The 18,730-nt window shown below is 62.8% G+C and carries 13 protein-coding genes and 4 pseudogenes; 5 read left to right on the top strand and 12 right to left on the bottom strand.

The features are described 5' to 3' along the window. Nucleotides 1-17: 17 nt before the first annotated feature. The 4 genes and pseudogenes from P3T16_RS08220 to P3T16_RS08205 form a co-directional block, all read right to left on the bottom strand. Nucleotides 18-1,148, bottom strand: a complete 1,131-nt coding sequence (locus P3T16_RS08220; protein ID WP_429341853.1) for a lipocalin-like domain-containing protein — start codon at nt 1,146-1,148, stop codon at nt 18-20. Further along, entirely contained in the window at nt 1,148-3,718 is a 2,571-nt protein-coding gene (locus P3T16_RS08215) for an FtsX-like permease family protein (RefSeq protein ID WP_429341852.1), read from the bottom strand. Before P3T16_RS08215 ends, P3T16_RS08220 begins: the two co-directional genes overlap by 1 nt. Then, nucleotides 3,711-4,427: an ABC transporter ATP-binding protein gene (locus P3T16_RS08210; RefSeq protein WP_429341851.1), complete on the bottom strand. Its 717-nt coding sequence runs from the start codon at nt 4,425-4,427 to the stop codon at nt 3,711-3,713. The genes P3T16_RS08215 and P3T16_RS08210 overlap by 8 nt, the downstream gene beginning before the upstream one ends. A 119-nt stretch (nt 4,428-4,546) precedes the next feature. Next, nucleotides 4,547-4,714 (bottom strand): annotated as a pseudogene (locus P3T16_RS08205) (RidA family protein); the annotation flags it as partial. Between the two features lie 4 nt (nt 4,715-4,718). Here P3T16_RS08205 and P3T16_RS08200 point away from each other — a divergent pair. Next, entirely contained in the window at nt 4,719-4,889 is a 171-nt protein-coding gene (locus tag P3T16_RS08200) for a hypothetical protein (protein WP_429341850.1), read from the top strand. Between the two features lie 71 nt (nt 4,890-4,960). Here P3T16_RS08200 and P3T16_RS08195 read toward each other — a convergent pair. Both P3T16_RS08195 and P3T16_RS08190 read right to left on the bottom strand, forming a co-directional pair. Continuing rightward, nucleotides 4,961-5,221 (bottom strand): annotated as a pseudogene (locus tag P3T16_RS08195) (LysR family transcriptional regulator); the annotation flags it as partial. 142 nt (nt 5,222-5,363) lie between these two features. After that, nucleotides 5,364-6,347 carry a D-alanyl-D-alanine carboxypeptidase family protein gene (locus tag P3T16_RS08190; protein ID WP_429341849.1) on the bottom strand — a complete coding sequence of 328 codons (984 nt, stop codon included), beginning with the start codon at nt 6,345-6,347 and terminating at the stop codon, nt 5,364-5,366. 697 nt (nt 6,348-7,044) lie between these two features. Between P3T16_RS08190 and P3T16_RS08185 the strand changes: the two are divergent. Further along, nucleotides 7,045-7,194: pseudogene (locus P3T16_RS08185) on the top strand (DUF3455 domain-containing protein); the annotation flags it as partial. Nucleotides 7,195-7,534: 340 nt separating this feature from the next. Here P3T16_RS08185 and P3T16_RS08180 read toward each other — a convergent pair. Next, entirely contained in the window at nt 7,535-8,134 is a 600-nt protein-coding gene (locus P3T16_RS08180) for an NADPH-dependent F420 reductase (protein WP_429341848.1), read from the bottom strand. Nucleotides 8,135-8,236: 102 nt separating this feature from the next. After that, nucleotides 8,237-8,971 carry an SDR family NAD(P)-dependent oxidoreductase gene (locus P3T16_RS08175; RefSeq protein ID WP_429261043.1) on the bottom strand — a complete coding sequence of 245 codons (735 nt, stop codon included), beginning with the start codon at nt 8,969-8,971 and terminating at the stop codon, nt 8,237-8,239. Nucleotides 8,972-9,098: 127 nt separating this feature from the next. Here P3T16_RS08175 and P3T16_RS08170 point away from each other — a divergent pair, with 127 nt between their 5' ends. Then, on the top strand, nt 9,099-9,674 hold the full coding sequence (locus P3T16_RS08170) for a TetR/AcrR family transcriptional regulator (RefSeq protein ID WP_429261044.1): 576 nt from the start codon (nt 9,099-9,101) through the stop codon (nt 9,672-9,674). 363 nt (nt 9,675-10,037) lie between these two features. Beyond that, on the top strand, nt 10,038-10,409 hold the full coding sequence (locus P3T16_RS08165; RefSeq protein WP_171929655.1) for a YciI family protein: 372 nt from the start codon (nt 10,038-10,040) through the stop codon (nt 10,407-10,409). Between the two features lie 402 nt (nt 10,410-10,811). Here P3T16_RS08165 and P3T16_RS08160 read toward each other — a convergent pair whose 3' ends face one another. The 3 genes and pseudogenes from P3T16_RS08160 to P3T16_RS08150 form a co-directional block, all read right to left on the bottom strand. Then, a complete protein-coding gene (locus tag P3T16_RS08160) occupies nt 10,812-11,069 on the bottom strand; it encodes a DUF4242 domain-containing protein (protein WP_429341847.1) in 258 nt (85 codons plus the stop codon). Between the two features lie 60 nt (nt 11,070-11,129). Continuing rightward, nucleotides 11,130-14,753: an AAA family ATPase gene (locus tag P3T16_RS08155; protein WP_429341846.1), complete on the bottom strand. Its 3,624-nt coding sequence runs from the start codon at nt 14,751-14,753 to the stop codon at nt 11,130-11,132. A 320-nt stretch (nt 14,754-15,073) separates the two neighbouring features. Then, nucleotides 15,074-17,142, bottom strand: a pseudogene (locus P3T16_RS08150) (putative bifunctional diguanylate cyclase/phosphodiesterase). Nucleotides 17,143-17,215: 73 nt separating this feature from the next. On the opposite strand from P3T16_RS08150, the gene P3T16_RS08145 reads away from it, so the two are divergent. Further along, a complete protein-coding gene (locus P3T16_RS08145; RefSeq protein ID WP_429341845.1) occupies nt 17,216-17,668 on the top strand; it encodes a hypothetical protein in 453 nt (150 codons plus the stop codon). Between the two features lie 464 nt (nt 17,669-18,132). On the opposite strand, the gene P3T16_RS08140 is transcribed toward P3T16_RS08145, so the two are convergent. Continuing rightward, the gene (locus P3T16_RS08140; protein ID WP_429341844.1) at nt 18,133-18,699 is read right to left on the bottom strand and encodes a hypothetical protein; all 567 of its coding nucleotides are present in this window, start codon (nt 18,697-18,699) and stop codon (nt 18,133-18,135) included. Nucleotides 18,700-18,730: the final 31 nt, after the last annotated feature.

Raw genomic sequence — 18,730 nt, 5'->3', positions numbered from 1 at the left:
TATCTAAAAGCGCCGAACTAGCGCCGTTCGAGCTTCAACGCCTTCGCATAGCCCGTCAGCTCGAGGTAGCCGCGGCCGACCGGTTGTCCATCGCGGGACAGATTCACCGCCCCTTCCCAGTACACCGCGCCCGTCGATTCGCGCGAATCGAGTTCCTGATCGTCGAGCAGCGGCGTAAGTTGCCAATGCAGGTCGCCGGTTTTGACCGTCGTCGCGACGGGATACAGTGTATTCGTGCGCGGCGACCGCCATTGCCGGATGGGCGTGAAATCGACTTCACCGGGGCCGTATTGCGTCACCCGTCCGTCGGCGCGGCGCAGTGCTGCGTGCGCCCACACCGCATGGCCGTCGACGCCGCGCACCTTGAACGCCATCAGCGCCGAGCCGTCCGCGAGGTTCGCGCCGAGCCAGTCCCAGCCGGACGCGTCGGCGGCGAGCAGCGTGCTCGACCATTCGTGATCGAGCCATGCCGAGCCGGTGACGGGTGTAGCCGAGGCCGCGCGGCCGCCGCTCGTAGCAGGCCGCGTCACGCTGCCGCCGACGCGCAATTGCGGCTCGCTGTAGTAGTTGCTGGCCTGCTCGGGCAGCGGACCTTTGCGCGAATAGCCGCGCTCGCCCTGGAGCAGCGGCGGTTGCGTCGGCGTGAGCGTCAGATGCAGCGCGAAGTCGGCGGCATCGACGCTCACGTCGTAGTGGCCGTCGGGCGCGCGCACCATGCGCCATTCCTCGAGGCGCACGTCGGTGTTGTCCGGCTTCGCAGACGCAAGACCGAAACCTTGCCGCGCGATCTTCTGGTCATGCACGAGGCGCCCGAACGCCGGATCGCTCAGCGCGGCGTGCGCAATGATCAGCTGCGTCGGCGCGAACGCACTCGGGTCGGCCGAACTGTGGCCCGTCGCCGAACGAAAGAACGTGATCTGGAAGCCGAGCGGCTTGTGATCGGGCATGTCGAGCCAGCCCGTCGCGTACCACCACTCGGTGCGATACGCCGGATGCGCGCCGCTGTCCTGCGGGAACGTCACGGGCCGGTCCGGCGACACGGCGGCGAATTCGTGCTCGGCGCCGGGCGAGGGCAGCGCGAACAGCGTGCACAGGGCAAACGATGAGACCAGCACGAGCCTGCGTGCAATCCGCATCCGCATCGGCATCACCAGTCCTCCCTGACGGCGCGCACGGCATCGATCGACACCGCGCGGCGGCCCGCCGCCACCGCCGTCGTACATGACGACGCGAGCATCACGAGCGCAATCACCGACAGCAGCGCCCACGGAATATGCAGCGACATGCTCCAGTGGAACGATTGAGGATTGACGACGAACACGAGAATCAGGCTGATCGCGAAACCGAGCGCGCAGCCCATCGCGATGCCGAGCGCGGTCAACAGACCGCCTTCGGCGGCGAGCAGCGCGAGGATCTGGCCGCGCGTCACGCCGACGTGCCGCAGCATCCCGAACTCGCGCGAACGCGACAGGGTCTGCGCGGAGAACGTCGCGGCGACGCCGAACAGCCCGATCACGATCGCCACTGCTTCGAGCAGATACGTGACGGCAAAGCTGCGATCGAAGATCGTCAGCGTGCGGGCGCGGATGTCGCCGGGTTGCGAGAAGTCGAGCGCCGCGGCGAACGGCAGCGCGCGCAAGGCGGGAATCGCCTGTTCGGCGCGCACGCCGTGTTCGAGCGTCAGTGCGGCGTCGGTGGCGTTCGTGTCGCCCGTCAACTGGCGATAGTCGGCGAGACGGATTTGCAGCGCGCCTGTCTGCCGCACGTAGTCGCGCCATACGCCCGCGACGACGAACGTGTGGCCGTGCTCGCCGAGCGGCAGCGAGAGCCGCTGGCCGACACGGTAGCCATATAGATCGACCATCGCTTCCGATGCCCACACCGGTGTTTCGTCCCGACGCCAGGCAGTGGGCGTCAAGGTTGCGCCCGTCAGTTGCAGGTTCGCGCCGGGATCGGTCGCGTCGATTTCACGCGCGAGCAGCGCGACGGGCGGACGCGACGGATCGAGCGTCAATTGCGATGTGCGCGCGAATGCCGCGTGTCTGATGCCGGGCGTCGCGGCGATCAGCGCCTGCTGGTCGGGCCGCAAGCCGCCGGTGTCGCCGTTCGGCGCGACGCGCACGTAGACGTCGGCGGACAGCAGATGTACGAGCCATTCCTCGACCGACACGCGAAAGCTCGACACCATGATCGCCATCGCGACGATCAGCGTGAAACTCGACAGCACGCCGCCCATCGCAATCGACACCTGGCCCGGCGCGTTCGCGAGCCGCGCGAGCGCGAGCGTCATCACGGGTGCGCCCGCGCGAGATGTGCGCGTGCGGCTGAACGTGCGGAACAGCATCGACGTCAAGCGCGGCATCAACGCAATCCCGCCGATCAACAGCAACGCGACGGCGAGATACCCGGCAATCGGCGTATCGAAGACAGGCGGCGCCTGCGTCAACGCCGCCGCGAGCGCGATGCAGACCAACGCGGGCCACGGCGTCGTGAGCCGCCCGAGCGCGCTCTCTTCGCCGCCTGCCTTCAATGCGGGGGCAGGGTGCGCGCGCGCCGCTTCGAGCGCGGGAACGAGACTGCCGAGCAGCGACACGCCGATGCCGAGCGCGAGAAATATCGCGCTCGCAACCGGCTCGAAGCCGACCGTCGGCTGCACGCCGGGAAAGTAACCGCCGCCGAGATCGCTGCCGAAAAAGCGCAGCACGACCGACGCCATCGCGAAGCCGACCGCGATGCCTGCCACTGCACCGAGCGTGCCGAGCAACGCGCCTTCGAGCAGGATCTGCCGCAGCAACTGCGCGCGCGTGATGCCAAGCACGCGCAGCATCGCGAATTGCGCGCGACGCCGCACGACGCCCAGCGCCTGCGTCGAAAACACGAGGAACGCGCCGGTGAAGAGCGCGACGAGCGCGAGCACGTTCATGTTGATCCGGTACGCACGCGAGAGCCGATCCGTGCGGCTTTCGACGTCGCGCGTTTCGGACACCACGAAGCGGTTGCCGAGCTGTTCTTGCAGCGTGCGCCGAAAGCGTTCGCGATCGACGCCGCGCGCGAGTTGCAGATCGACGCGCGACAGCTTGCCGACACGTCCAAAACGCCACTGCGCGGCGGCGATGTCCATTACCGCGATCCGTTGGCCGGGGCGCGTGCGCACAATGCCGCCCGCGACGCGCAAGCGCACGATCGACGTGCCGCTGCGCAGCGCAACCGGATCGCCGACATGCACGCCGAGCCATTCCTGCGCAGCCGACGACAGGAAGATCGCATCGTCGGCGAGCGTATCGAAGGGCCGTTGACTGTCCGGCACGCCCGTCAGGTCTGGCGCGATGCGGCTCGCTCTGAACACGTCGATGCCAAGCACCTTGAGCGGCGCGTTGCGGTCGGGCACGGTCACGTCGAGTTCGAGCACAGGGCTGGCGAGAGCGACACCCGCATGCGTCGCCAGTGGCGGCCAGGCGCTGTCCTCGAACGTGGGCTGCGCGCTGCGCACCTGCAGATCGGCTTCGCCCGACAGGCTGCGCGTCGCCGCCGAAAACTCGTTGAAGGCCGCGCTGTTGATCAGCTGCACGGCATAGCCGAGCGCGACGCCGAGCGCGATTGTCGCAATCGCAATCAGCGCGCGGCCTTTGTGGCTGCGCCATTCGGCGGCAAGCAGCCAGCGCGTGAGCGTCCGCAGTCCGTGCGTGTGCGCGCCTCGCCGGCTTGCGACGTCACTCATGCGAAGGACGCAACGCGTGCGAGGACGAAAAATCGGCGGCGTGCAACTTGCCGTCGCTCAGAATGAGGACGCGGTCTGCGACGGCTGCCGCCGCTTCCGAATGCGTGACCATGATCGTCGCCGCGCCATTCGTCCTGGTTTCGGCGCGCAGCAGCGCGAGCACTTCATACGCGGTATCGGGGTCGAGATTGCCGGTGGGTTCGTCGGCGAGAATCAACGTCGGCTGGTGGACGAGGGCGCGTGCGATCGCGACACGCAGCAATTCGCCGCCCGACAGCTGACGCGGCAGGTCGTCGCCGCGTCCTTCGAGGCCGACGGCCGCCAGCATGTCCAATGCGCGCGCCGGCGCAATGCCGTTCAGCAGCAGCGGCAGCGCGACGTTCTGCGTGAGCGTCAGATGCGGCAGCACATGAAACGCCTGAAACACAAAGCCGAGCTTCTGACGCCGGAGACGCGTGGCCGCGTCGTCATCGAGACTGGAAACCGGCAAGCCGTCAATCAGCACGTCGCCGCTATCGGCATGATCGAGGCCCGCGATCAGGTTCAGCAGCGTCGATTTGCCGACGCCCGAATCGCCCATGATCGCGACAAATTCGCCCGCGCCGAGTGCGAAATCGAGGTGGTCGAGCACGACGCGTTTTGCATCATATGTTTTACTCAACGCGCGGCATTCGAGCGCGGGCAGGACATGACTGTCTGAAGGCTGCATGGGTCTCCGGCTAAGCGGCATGGATGCGTGAGAGCGTTCGCATCATCCGTGCTGCACGCGTGAACGCCCGCCGATCGCCGCAGTATAGGCGGGATTTACGTCGCGAGGATTGGGCCGCGCTAGCGCTTCAGTTCGAAGATGCTCTCGATCTCGACGGGAATGCCCATCGGCAGCGTCGCCATGCCGAGCGCGCTGCGTGCGGGCAGTTTCTCTGCGCCGAACACATCGAGCAGCTGGCCGTTCGCACCGTCCGCGACTTTGGGATGCTGCGTAAAGGACGAGACGGCGGCGTTGCTGCGCGCCGGGCTCAACGAGAATCACGCGCGGCTCATCACCGAGCTCTACGACGCGCAGAACGCGGGACGAATCGATGTCGAAGTGGGCAACAGCGAGCGGCGTTTCGGTGAGACCGAGCTGGTCGAAGTGTTTGCCTCTTTGAGGGCTGCGCTCAACGCAAGCTGATCGTGAATCGATTTCAAGGGAGGCACCCGATCGGCCGTGATTGAGGCAACCGGGCCTTTCGACCCTGAGTGCTATTTCTTTTGCTGCACCCTTGCTTTGCGGACATCCGTTGCCGTGTCCGCAAACAGATCGATCACTACTCCGCGCAGCCAGCCTTTGCCTTCGTCCTGCTGGACTCGTGTGTGCCAGAGCAGATGAATCGGCGCGGCGGGCAGCGCCATGGGCAACGCGCGCAGGCTGAGCGAGAAAGGTGTTGCCAGTTGCAGGGCAAGTCGCTCCGGCACCGTGGCGATAAGATTGGTGCGTTGCAGGATGTAGCCCACGCTCATGAAGCGACCAGAGTCCGGCCATCACGAGCCATTGGGTGCGAGTCGCATCCGGCACGGTTGAGCCGCTCCGCGAAGCTGCGGATGTGCGTCGAACTCATGCAGGAATATTTCGCGCGCGTGGCGCGAGGCGTCATATAGCCGTAGCTCAGGCGGCAACAGGCGTGTGGTGTTCCCGCTTGCCGGCATGGTGCTTGACGGTCTGCCGGTGCGCGCCGGACGCCGAATCTGTCCGGTACGATGCGAACCGCACCTTGACGCGATGCGAACGCGCGAGCATCGAATGGTGATGATGCAGCCGAGCGTTTGCGTAATAGGGCGGCTCGACGACCGGCGTTTCGTCGCCGTTCAGCCATCGGCGTATCGTGACGAGATCGGTGGAGCGGCCCCATGATGTTTGCGAGCCGAGCAGCGCAATCATCACCTGGCCATTCGGCATGTTCGCATCGACCACGATGCAGCGCCCCGCCTCGCGGATATAGCCGGTCTTTGCGACCAGAACGTCCCAATCGGCTGCGCGGACTATCGGGTCGGTGTTGTGATAGAACCTCGTCCTCGTGCCGATCTCCTCTTCATAGCGGGGAAGCGTCGTGTATTCGCTGATCAACGGATAGTGCGCCGCGGCTTCCGCCATCTTCGCGACGTCGCGTGCCGTCGAGAGATTGTCCGGCGAGAGCCCGGTTGGATCGTCGAAGTGCGTATTGGCCATATGCAGCGCGTGCGCCTTTTCGTTCATCTTCTGGATGAACGCAGGCTGGCCGCCCGGGAACGCACGCGATAGCGCGGACGCCGCGCGGTTCTCGGACGACATGAGCGCAAGGCGCAGCATCTCTCCCCGTTCGAGTGACGCACCGATCGGGATGCGGGACCCCGAGTGCTTGAGCCGATCGATGTCGTCATCGTCGACGGTCACCGTGTCTCCCAACGACTGGGCGCTGTCCAGCACGACCATCGCCGTCATCAGCTTGGTGAGCGACGCGATCGGCTGGACGTCGTCGGCGTTCTTTTCCAGCAGGACTTCGCCGCGCCCGACGTCGTAAACGATTGCGCTACGTGAATAGAGGAATGGCGTTTCGGCCCACGCGACGAACGGCGCAGAGGCGAGCAGTAGCGCGCTGAGGAAGTTCTTCATGGCGTTCACACCTTGGAACAGCAATCAGGTGATGGCGGGTCCAACGTGCAGGATTGTCCCCAACAACTAAACTGTAGTTGCTCATTGCAGGGATGAGTGTGTGAAAGAGGAAGGAATTTTTTGTCCCTGGAAGACCAACGATGAGGCCTGACGCTGGTCCGGCGAAGCCTGCTGAAATAGCGGACGGATGTCCGCGCTCTCGGGGCCGATCCAATCAATGGCCTCGAACGCGCTTGGGCCACCTACCGGTTCAGGAAAACCGCTCCCTGGCATGTGCGATATACGCCACCTCCCGTCTGGGAGCGCTTTGCCCGGCTTCGAGCAGCGCAATTTCAGCCCGTGACACATCAAACAGCGCCCTGACGGCGGCCCCCCACTTCGTCGTCACGATCCGGCCGTGGTCGTCAGGAAGGCCTCAAGCGTCCCACGTTCGGATTTGATCCGATGCAGTCTCATGTGCGCCTGGCAGCGCCGTCAATTCATCCTCGCCGACGCCCGGCGAAGGTGAATCCTTCGCGATCGTGGCCGTCCACTTCCGCAAACGGGCTAGCGCGGCCCGTGCTGCTGGATCCTGTCCGAAGTTCAGGATCTCTTCCCAAGGCGTGTCTGCGTTCGGTTCGGGCAAGGTGTCCAGGATCATTCGGATCACCGTCGAAGGGCCCGACTCAACGGGTGAGTCCTCCACACCGGTCGCAACGCGGCGAACGTTCCCAATGGCACGCTCTCCGGCGTACGCTTCGTCCAACGGCTCGACACCGCTGGCGGTATGCCACTAACTGCTTCCTGCCCCGCCGGGCACGCGATGGCGCGCTTTCCGTATTTCGCGCGATACGTGTTTTTTAAGTGATCGGCAGAATCTCTCGCGCCTGCCAGAGCTGTTCGCGCGAAGCGCGAAACAGTTCCACGGACCGGACGTGGGCACCGGACCGCTGCCCGACAAGTCGATCTTGCGACGACGGGCTGCAGTCGACCCCGAGCCGTCATTCGGGTCACCGTGTTGGCAACGGCCGCTTTCCAATTCCGAACGGACATCCGTCCGCACCACGTCTGCAGTACGGGCGCTCGCGGCCGACGGGTCGCGAGCGGCCATCATGCACTCGCTCAGAAGCGCCAACGGAATCTCGGTCAAATCACCAGCAAGCGTTTAGCGATGTGCGTGGCCGCTGTGACTTCGTCGTGAGGCGCCGCTATTTGAACTTGACGAGATCCTTGAAGATCAGTTGACCCCAGGTATTCCCCCTGCCTTGGACAAGCAAGCCGCCATCCTTGAGCGGTCCTAGCGCAATCGGCGCGAAACCGAGTTGTTCGGCCAAAGCAGCGACCGGTGCCACCGCATTTTCGTCATCGCTCGACAAAAAAACGACGCGGCTTCCGCCATTCACGCTCGGATCAGCGGCCAGGGCGGCAGCAGGCAGATGGTTAAAGCCCTTTACGAACCTGGCGCCGGTAAACGCCTTGGCGACAACCGCGGCCGGCGGCTGACCTTCCAGGTCTTCAACCGGAACACCGAAAGCATTTGTCGTGTCGATGATCGTCTTGCCCTGCCAGGTTGTGATCTGCTTCGCGACTTCGCGATGGTCCCAAAACGGAACCGCGAGGAAGATCGTGTCGGACGCAATTGCATCCTGCAGCGTCCCGGGGACAACGGTGGGGCCGATCGCTCGTGCCCGTTGCATCAGCGTCTCGGGAGGGCGCCGGCTGGCGACGGTCACATCGATGTTCTTTCTTGCAAACGCTCGGGCGAGGGCCTGGCCTACCGCGCCGAAGCCAATAATCGAATAGTTCATGCGAACTCTCCATTCAGTATGGTAAGAAATCCATATTTATTGACACAAATCAGATCACCTTCGTCGAGTTGAAAGATCCTTCTACACGCTTTCGGCGCGATTTCAGATGGCCGAGAAGCCGCCGTCGACAGACAACTCCACCCCATTCACGAAGCTCGAATCGTCTGAAGCAAGAAACAGCGCGACCGTCGCAATTTCCTCAGGACGCCCCATCTTTCCCCGCGGGATCAGGGATTCGAACATCCGCTTCGCCTCCTCGGTGAGAACCTGGTCCTGCATCGGTGTGGCGATCGGCCCCGGGCTCAGCACGTTCACCCGGATATTCCTGCCCTTCAGTTCGTTAAGCCACGTGCGTGCGAATGAGCGCAACGCCGCCTTGCTCGCCGCATACACGCCATAACCAGGAAAACCTTTCACCGAAGCAACTGACCCGGTCATGAAGATCGACCCGCCATCGTTGAACAGCGGCAACGCCTTCTGAACCGCAAACAGCGTTCCGCGCGTATTCAGACCGAAGGTCGCATCGAAGTGCTGCTCGGTAATCTCGCCCAGAGGGACGGCTTCGCCCGTGCCTGCGCTCGCGAACAGGATGTCAATCTTGCCCTTTTCCCGCTTGACTGTATCGAACAGGCGGTCGAGGTCGTCCAGATTGGCCCCGTCGCCGCGCACGCCGGTCACGTTCCGGCCAATCAGCTTGACGGCCTCGTCGAGCGCCTCCTGCCTCCGGCCCGTGATGAAAACATACGCGCCTTCTTCAACGAACCGCTTGGCGCTCGCCAGCGCCATGCCGCTCGATCCACCCGTGATGACTGCAACCTTACCCTCAAGCTTTCCCATGACATCTCCTTTCGTGGTGTCGTCTGCGCCTGTTCCCATCTGCACAAATGTGCTGTATCTTGTGGATCACTGATCCGGATACAGGTTCATTATATTCGGATCACTGATCCGTTTGTCAAGGCAATTTATGCGAGCTGACGCCAGAAAGAATTACGACCATCTCCTTGCAGTCGCGCGTGACGTCGTCACCGAGCATGGTGCCGATGCGTCCATGCGAGATATCGCCCGCCGGGCCGACGTCGGGCTGGCCACACTATTTCGCCATTTCCCGACACGAGAAGCCTTGTTCGAAGCGTTGCTGCGCATGAACGTGGACGAACTGATACAGCAGGCGGCCGAACTCGAAACGTCGAACCCACCTGACGAAGCGCTGGTGTCCTGGTTTCGCGAAGGGGTTGCATTCGTTCATACCTATAACGGTATTTGCGCCTTGTTTGCGACCGCGCACGCGGACCCGGACTCCGCGCTTCACGCTTCGAGCACAGCGCTGCGTTCAGCGGGTGCGCGACTACTGCTCCGCGCTCAAGCCGAGGGAACGGCGCGCGCCGATATCGATGGGGTCGACCTGTTCGCCCTGATGTCGGCGCTCGGCTGGCTCGTCGGCCAGCCCGGATTCGCGCCACGGGGGGATCATCTCTTTCACGTTATTACGAGCGCCATCCTGACAAATCGGCCTGGCAACGATATCAAGAAGGCAACGTAACCGAGTCCAACGAATTGTTGTCTGCATTGCGTCGGATGGCGTCCTCTATGACCGACGCCGGCGACACTATGCGCAAAAGTCTTGGCAAAGGTGACGAATGCAACTGATCGTGTTGGGAGTTTTGAGCGGCTGTTGACGAAGGCGATAAGACGTTGGAGCGGCTGAGCTGTCGCACTACCCAGCGACCGCACATGGCCGACCTCTGCCTCACGCGATCCGCATGTGCAGCACGAGCCCGGCGGTCGGCACCGCGCGACCCCAAAAGCGGACAGTCTGGCGAGACCCGCTACAAACTTTTCAGAAGATTGTCGATTTTCGATCATCAGCTTCGTCGTCAGGTTATTCACACCCAAAGGATCTCCCATGAAATACCTCGGCTTGGCCTACTTCACCCCCGATAAATTCGCCGCGATGGCGCCAGACGACGTCAAGAAATTGGTGAGCCAATGCCCCGCATTGGACGACAAGATGCGGGCTACCGACAAGGTACTGATTTCCGCATCGCTTGGCGATCTGGACAACTGGAGGACGCTCCGCCCGCGCAGTGGCAAGACGCACGTCACCGATGGGCCCTATACCGAGTCGAAGGAAGTCGTGGGCGGCCTGTTCATCATCGAGGCGGATACCCATGACGAGGCGTTGCGCATCGCCTCCATGCACCCGGCGGCCACGCTGGGCGAAGAAGGTGGATGGGTCGTCGAGCTTATCCCCGTGGATTTCTACTGGTCCCGATGAGGGCTTGGACGCGTGTCTCAAATATGCGTTGGGGCTCTGTTCTCCTCAAACACCTTCACGGCTTCGTGAGTCATCGCGACAATGCTACTTCTGGGCCGAGCGGCGACGCCTGTCGACCCAACTCGGCCACCGGACGAGGCTTGATATCAATGGCGGCTTCCAATGTACAACGGTCATCTGCATGTTCTCAACGGCCGGCATGTCCGAGGCCTTTTCCGCCTCTCGGTGCCTCGACCTCTACGGCCCAACCCGGTCTCCGGCCCCCGGGTAAATTGTCACGGCTCCCTGTTATGGCTCGAGCCATTCGCTCCAGCGTTGTCGCCGCTCCCATGGCGCGAGCAGGGTTCCTCCTGTCGTTGCCTCCTCCTCTGCGAGACAACGCTGGCTCTTGCACCCAGTCTTCTAGTTGAACATTTCCGGCCGCAAGTCACTCACCTCGATGATCACATCAGCCGGCAGGTTCGCCCGGCGTGCGGCAGTGCGGATGGCTTCAGCATTGGGCGCCTCGTACAGGCAGTAAGTCTTCTTCTTGTCCGCGCTGAGAAATGAAAAGAGCCATTCGATGCCCTCCTCGTCGTTGATCCGCTTCACAGCGTCCGCACTTTCTCTGGTGACCTCGAGCTGTTCTGCAAAGCTTCGTTCAATCATAAAACGTGGCATGAGATTCTCCTGAGAGTAATGGCCACATCGCCGCAGTTCGAACTGCGCGATAGGCGTGCACTAGTTTCCGAGCGCTGTGTTCGCACACACGCCAGCGATGCGCTCGACGAGAGCAAACATCTTCAGTTCCTTCGCAGCGGCGGCCGCATCGGCTAGCAAGGTCTGTGCCCGCGCCCTATCTCCTACACCATTGCGCGCTGCCAGCATTCGCGCGAATTCGTACCGGCCATGCGCGAGCCAGGGCCACGCTCGCAAGCGCTCGTCCATGCGTAGCCCGTATTCGAAATGCTCTTCGGCGGCAGACCAATCGCCCAGTGCATGGGCGAGCATGCCGAGATACCGTGCCGCGGATCCGCAGCACAGCGTAAAGACAGGAACGGTGACGACCTGATCCCGGAACGGCAGGAGAAGGGTATAAACCTGTTCGGCGCGCTCGACGTCTCGGAGCCGCGCAGCAACTTCCGCCAGATACGTCAAGGTCACGAGCCGCTTGCTGTCGAGAGGGATGCTGGAATCCGATTCTGCGAGCCGATCGAGATTGTCGCGGGCCTGCGCTTCCAGGCCGAGATCGCTGCAGAGCAACATGAGCCCGGGCCGCCACGCTGAGTTTTCGGAATGCTCGTCGACGAACCGCTTGAAGAGCGGCGCTACCTCGGCGAGCCGTCCTTGTTCGCGGCGTATTGTGAACATCTGCATGCCGTACACGCCCGTTGCGAGTGTCGCGTCGACGGTCTGCGCCATCTGGAACGACTCTCGCGCCTTGTGCTCCGCCACGGCGAAGTCCCCGACGAGTACGGCGCGCATTGCCTGCGCACCAGTGACGCACCACTTGTCGACGAAGTGCTGTCCACTGGTGGCAATTTCCCGATACCTTTCCAGGGCACTCTCGAAGCGTTCTACGTCGCCGATCTCCAGGTAGCCGGCAAGACATCGAGCGCATGCGTGACCTATGGTGTCCGCATCACCGAGATCTTCTGCGATCTGGCGCAGCTCCTGCAACACGCTTTGGCGCTCCGCAAACTTGCCCACATTTAAAGGACGGGCCCCGACATGCATCATCTCGCACACCAATGCGTCGAATAAGCTCGGCAGGTCGTTCAGGCGTCTGGCGAGGGCGACAGCCTCCAATGCCAATTCGCCAGTTTGCTCACGCGCACCGGTCATGTGAACGGTGCGGACCAGTCGACTCAACAGGCGACAACGCTCGATCGACTCCTCGGTTCCGATCAAGGCGAGCACCTCTTTGAGCAAGGAAAGCGATGCTTTGCCGGAGCCTTCGAGGAACGTTTCCGCGGTGTCGAATCCCAAGGCCGCCTGCACAAGAAACGACAGAAGCTTCTGTTCGCGGGCAATCTGCGCCGCCTGGCGGAAGGTCGCTTTCGCTTCGAGAAGGCCCAATCTGAACTCCGCTCCACCTCTTGTCAGCAGCAAGGGTAATAGGTGCGCGGCCCGATCCTGATCACCGTAGGTGCATCGATTGAGCAGTTCAAGCCCGTGCTGTGCATGTGCGATAGCCTCCTCGTAGGCCGCGCCCGAAAGTGCCCGTTCTCCGGCACGCTGCCAGTAGCTGACTGCGCGAACCGGCAGGTCTGCCGCAGTGAAGTTCTGAGCGATCAGTTCAGGTTGCCGCTCGGCTATTTCCGGATAACGGTCCTCCAGAGCAACCGCGATCAGCGCATGGTATTGGCGACGGCGCGCAAGCAACAGGGATTGGTACGCGATCTCCTGGACCAACGCGTGCCGAAACTGATACGTGTCTCCCTCCGCTGGCGTACCGGAAGCGGGCACGATGATTTCCGCCGCAACAAGGCAGTCAAGTGTGTCCTGCAGTTCATTCTCTGGCTTCGATGCAATCAGGCCAAGCAGCTTCCTGCCGAACTCCCGCCCCACTGTGGCCGCGATCTGGGCGGTTTCCTTGACGGTCGGCTCCAGCCGGTCGAGCCGCGATAGCAGGGAGCCCTGCAGCGTGTCCGGAATCGCAATTGTCTGCGGCGTTCCTTTCAACTCGTAGCTGATGCCAGCATCCTGCAACCAATCGCCCTGCAGGACGGTCTTCGTCAGCTCCTCGACGAAAAGCGGCACGCCGTCCGTTTTTGAGACGATCTGATCGAGTACGAGACCCGGAAGCCGTTTTCCATCCGTCAGCCGTTCGATCATCGCGATGCAATCGCGGCGCGAGAGCCGATCGAGATTGATTTGTACGAGATGAGGGGAAGCCCATCCTGGTTCGAACTCGGGCCGCGCCGTGAGCAGTACAAGCAGCGGGGCGGCCACCAGGCGCTCGAGCACGAGCCGGACGAGCTCCTGTGAAGACGGATCGATCCAGTGCGCGTCCTCGACAACGACGAGCACCGGCTGAACCCGGGTCGACCTTTCGACGATGGCGACGAGCACGTCCAGCGTCCGTCGTTTGAAGGAAGGAGATGAGACGTCGGTCGCCTGATGGCGCGCGGCCGCCGGAATTCCCAGCAAGGTTGTGAGTACGAGAACCGTTTCGTCGACATCGACTCCTAGTCTTGCGATTCCAGCCTCCAGCAGTTCAAGATCCGAAGCGCGGGGCGGGTCGAGTCCGAGCTCAAAGACGCGCCGTAGCCAGCGCAACACCGGCCAAAAAGGGCTGTTGCGATAGTACGGGGAACAGTGGAGCGAAATGACCGCATGGGTGTCTCCACTGATGCTGTCGCCGAATGCTCGCAGCAAGCGGGATTTTCCGATTCCCGGCTCGCCGATCAGCAGCACGCAGCGCATCTCGCCGTCGACGCTCTGCTTCCAGCGCTGCCGGATCATGTCGAGTTCCGCGGCCCGTCCGATGAGCGGCGTCATGCCGTAGCCCGCCCTGACTTCGAAGCGGTCGATCGCATCCAGTTGCGCGAGCACGCGCTGGACCTGAACCGGACCGGAAACCCCTTTCAGTTCTTGCCTACCGAGGTTTTCGAGCAGGAACGATCCTTCGATCAGGCGTTGCGTGGCCGGGCCCACGACGACCGCGTCGGGCGGTGCGAGTGCCTGCAGCCTTGCGGCGAGGATTGGCGCCTCTCCGACAATCGCCTGGCGATCCAGCGAAGATCCAGCGCCAATCGCGCCGGCGACGACCAGTCCCGTCTCGATCCCGATACGTACCTGTAGTCGTACGCCGTGCTCAACTTCGATGCGATTGTTGGCCTCGCGAAGCGCCGAAACGACGGCGAGCGCGGAAAGTACCGCGCGCACGGCATCGTCTTCGTGTGCATTCGGGTAGCCGAAATAAACGAGCAGTCCGTCACCGAGGTAAAGCGCGATGTGACCTTCATGAGCTTCGATCGCCCTTGCGCAGGCTTGATGGTAGAACCCTAGCAGGCGTCGCATGTCCTCAGGATCGAATCGTTCCGCGAGCCCCGTCGAATCAATAAGGTCGACAAACATCACAGTGAGCTGCCGCCTCTCGGCCTCGACGGCTACGGACGCAGATGACGAAGGTCGTTCTCTTCGTTCCCCCGCGCGTTCGAGCGATCGCGCGTGAGCGTCGGCCAGTGCCGCAAGTCCTTTCGCGAGCCGCTTGCGGTCACCGAGCGTCAGGCCGAGCTCCTTCAGCTCATGATCGGAAAGATCGCCGAGGACATCCCAGTCGATCCCTTCCGAGGCGAACTTCGCAGCGTGCTCACCGAGGCCGATCTGCACCAGCCATGTCGTCAGATCGTCGGTCATCGCTGGATCTCTGGCATACCATTTAGGCTATGATCGGCGAGGGAACCCAACTTGTCCATGCGCCTTCGCACGCGTTCCAACGATTGCTTGATAAAGCGCCGTACATGGCAGGCGCGTGCGTCGATATCGCTTAAGTAAGAGCACCGGACATTGCGCTGTGTGGTGATTCGGCGAGTATGGATATGAGGCTCTTCACACGTTCGGCGGGAAGCCGACGTTCGAATGCTCGTCTTGACGGGCAGGCCAGCGTCCACAACTGGCCGGCTGCCGTCCCATGTCTGATCACCCCGGAACGGGCTTTCGGGATGGTCAGGACGGCATCAGACACTGGCCGTACGCGCCTGCAGCAGTGCGCCGAACGCGTCGGCCGTGAGCGGCCGGCCGAGCAGAAACCCCTGCATTTCGTCGCACATCAGGGCTTTCAGCTGGTCGTGCTGGGACGCGGTTTCGACGCCTTCGGCCACCACGTCCATCCGGAGGGAGTGCGCGAGCGCAATGATTGCCGAAACGATCGCGCTGCCCTCCTGGCCGTGCGCGTCCAGGCCGTCGGTAAAGAAGCGGTCGATCTTCAGCTGTTTGACGCGAAAGCGCTGCAGGTAGGCCAGACTCGAATAGCCGGTGCCGAAATCGTCGATCGCGATCTCGAATCCGCTGGCCTGGAACGCGCGGATCATCTCGATCGTCCGGGGCGCATCCTGCATTGCCACGGTCTCGGTAATCTCGAACATGATCCGGTCGCATGGAACCTGTTCCGACCGGACGATATCGAGCATCGTCGCGATCAGATCCGACTGCGCGAGCCGCCGCGGCGACAGGTTGATGGCCACCTTGATCGCTGGCAGGCCGGTTATTTGCCAGCGGCGAATCTGCCGGCAGGTTTCGAGGACGACCCAATAGCCGATCTGCACGATCTGGCCGGAGCGCTCGGCAATCGGGATGAATTCCAGCGGGGGCAGCGACCCAACCTCCGGGTGGTTCAGACGCAGCAACGCCTCGGCGCCCGCCAGGTCGCCATTGCTGCCGCGGAATTTCGGCTGGAAGTGCAGTGAGAAATAGCCCGCGCCGAGCGCCTCGTGCAGCGCACGCTGGATCTGTAGCGTACGGGTGGCCGCCTCGTTCATGCTCGCCTCGAAGAAGCGGTAGGTGCTGCGCCCGCCGCGTTTGGCTTCGTACATCGCGGCGTCCGCGTGCTTCAGCAGCGCGTCGACGGCCTCGCCATCCTGCGGGAACAGCGCAATGCCGATGCTGGGCATCACCTGCAGGGGCTGGCTGTCGGCCCAGACCCCTCGCGCATCCGTTCAAGCACGCTCTCCGTCATCTTGCCCGCATCATCCGGCGACGCGAGATTGTCGAGCAGGACCACGAATTCGTCGCCGCCCAGCCGGGCCACCGTGTCGCCGCCGCGCACGCAGTGCAGCAGCCGCTGCGCGAAGGCCTTCAGGACTTCGTCGCCGATCGTGTGCCCGAGCGAGTCGTTTATGGTCTTGAAGCCATCGAGATCCATGAACAGGATCGCAAACAGGGTCTGCTTCTGCCTGGCCGTCTGAATCGCGCGTTCGATCCGTTCTGTAAGCGTCCGGCGGTTCGGCAGATCGGTCAGCGTATCGAAGGTCGCCATGCGCACGATCTGGCCGTTCAACTGCGACACCGAACCGACCAGCAGGGTGGTTCTCGCATCGAAGCGCGACAGCATTAGCGTTACGGTCAGGATCGCGAACGTGAACAGCGTGATTGTGACAGCAAGCCAGTGGCCATCGAGGGCATTGGCCGCACCGCAGATCGACCCAAGCGGGAATTCTGCCGCAGCGCTCCCGGTATAGTGCATGCCGGTGATCGCAATCCCCATCACGAACGCGGCGCCGACACGCTTGGCGATCAAGTGGCGCTGATCGGCTGCGCTGAGCGTTCGCGCGATCCACAGTGCCACGCTGAACGCGGCGATTGCGATCGCGATCGAGGCGATAAACAGCACCGGGTCGTACTGGATGGGGGGCTGCATGCGCATCGCAGCATCGCCGGTGTAGTGCATCCCGGCGATCCCGAAACCCATCAGGATGCCGCCGCTAACGAGCCGACGCAGGGTCAGTTTGTTGCGTGTGATCACATACAGCGCAAAGTACGACACCAGCATCGCGATCATGAGCGAGAAGGCGGTGATGCCCAGATCGTAGCCCAGCGGGATCGGCAGCGAGAATGCCAGCACGCCGATGAAGTGCATCGACCAGATGCCGACTCCCATCGCGGCGGCGCCGCCCGCGAGCCATGCGTGGCGCAGTCCCGCCTGGGATAGCTGGGAAATACGGCCTGACAGATCCAGTGCGGTGTACGAGGCGAGCGTTGCGACGACCAGCGACAGCGCAACCAGCCAGAGGTTGTAAGTGGCGTGCATGTCGATTCCGTTATCAGGATTTTGATCGCTATCAGTTTGATATCGGCAGCACAGCCATTTTCTTTATGGCGTGGTGACGTCGATTCAGACGAGGCATATCGCGCGTTGCCTGTTCCTGATTCGCGTGCTATTTAAAACCCATACCGGACGGCAGCAAAATGGCCCTTCAAAACGTGCCATTATTTGCGGCTGCAGGATGAATAATAAAAACGCGATAAATACCGATACTGACGCAGCCAGATCCGGGAAGCCTGAATCAGGCCTGCAGCCCCACGAGGTGCCGGTCGGGACGCCGCTCGACTGGCCGGTGGTCGGCGCCGGCGGCATGCCGCTGTTCGGTCGCGGAGCGATCCTCGCACGCCCCGAGGACCGCGACTTCCTGTTCCGGCACTTCCAGCCGCACCGGGAGGATCGGGTCACCCAGTCTGCGTCCGTTTTCCGGAGCGGAGCGGCGATCGACCCGCATTCTCCGGCAGCCCGCTCGCCCCCACGCCGGGCGATCGCCTGCGCGTGGCTTTCCGGATAAGGGCCGACGACGTCAGCCTCGACATCGAGGCGGTGGCGATGCTGCGTAGTACGCATACCTCTATTCATCGGTCGGCGGGACGGAGGGAGCTGACGACTCGGGGCCTGGCGATACCCTGCTGGGATACTCGTTCGCCCTGACGGACACATCCGGGCGCGGCCTGCCAGGTTAGGACGCGGTCAGGTTTTCCGCTCGGCCTCACCGCAGATCGAGCGTCTCGTTTCGGTCCGAACTCGGCGCTTCGACGCAGTATCGGGATTGCGCAAACGAACGTTTGTGCAACAATGCAATGCTCTAGGCTGTGACTTTCGGCAATAAATGGCGGGGAAATTCCAGCGCTATGTGACGCCGATAACGAGGGTGCTGCGGGCGGCTTCGACGCGATGATCCAAGGGCAGTTCGCGACCCAAAGCGGTCTTCGGACGTCGTTACTCAATCCACTCAGTAGCGGACACTCATGGAGTTCAAATTTGCGTATCGCCTTTGAGCCCGTCGCGGAACTGGTCGATCACAGCACGTAGATCCTTGGTCGCGACCACCATGTCAGTGAACACGGTTTTCGCCTTGTCGCGGAGACGAAGTTCTTTCGCACCACCAGCGAACGCGCCATAGGTTGCGTGTTTGGGGTCGATTAGTTCAAGGCGCGTAGACGGAGGGCGCTTGCCCCATAGGTTCGTGTCCATGGCGAAGTGCATCGCCACATAGTCCAAGATACCTTCGGGCGTATTCGAGTTGCCAAGCCGCTCGGCAGCCTCTGCCCAGATCGACCCGCTGGCGCGGGCTTCCTCATAGGCGATTCGAGCAGCGTCCGGGAGCGGAATGCGACCTCCAAATCGCATGATGCGGAACCCATCAAGCTTGCGCCGGAAGTGCGTCGGCCACTCCCACCACCTGATAACAACATAGGCTGCCATGGCAAGTGTGACGACCCAGCACACGTAGCCTAGCTGTTTGCTGTGCACATCGCCAAGCTGCAGCGCAGTGCCGACGACGAACAACAGCACAGTCAGGAAGTTTGGGTTCGCAAACATGGGCCGACTCCCGTAGTTGTGGCTGGCATTC

This window comes from Paraburkholderia sp. GAS42, from assembly GCF_050436565.1.
Classification (GTDB): domain Bacteria; phylum Pseudomonadota; class Gammaproteobacteria; order Burkholderiales; family Burkholderiaceae; genus Paraburkholderia.
This window is presented reverse-complemented; position numbering and strand designations above follow the sequence as displayed.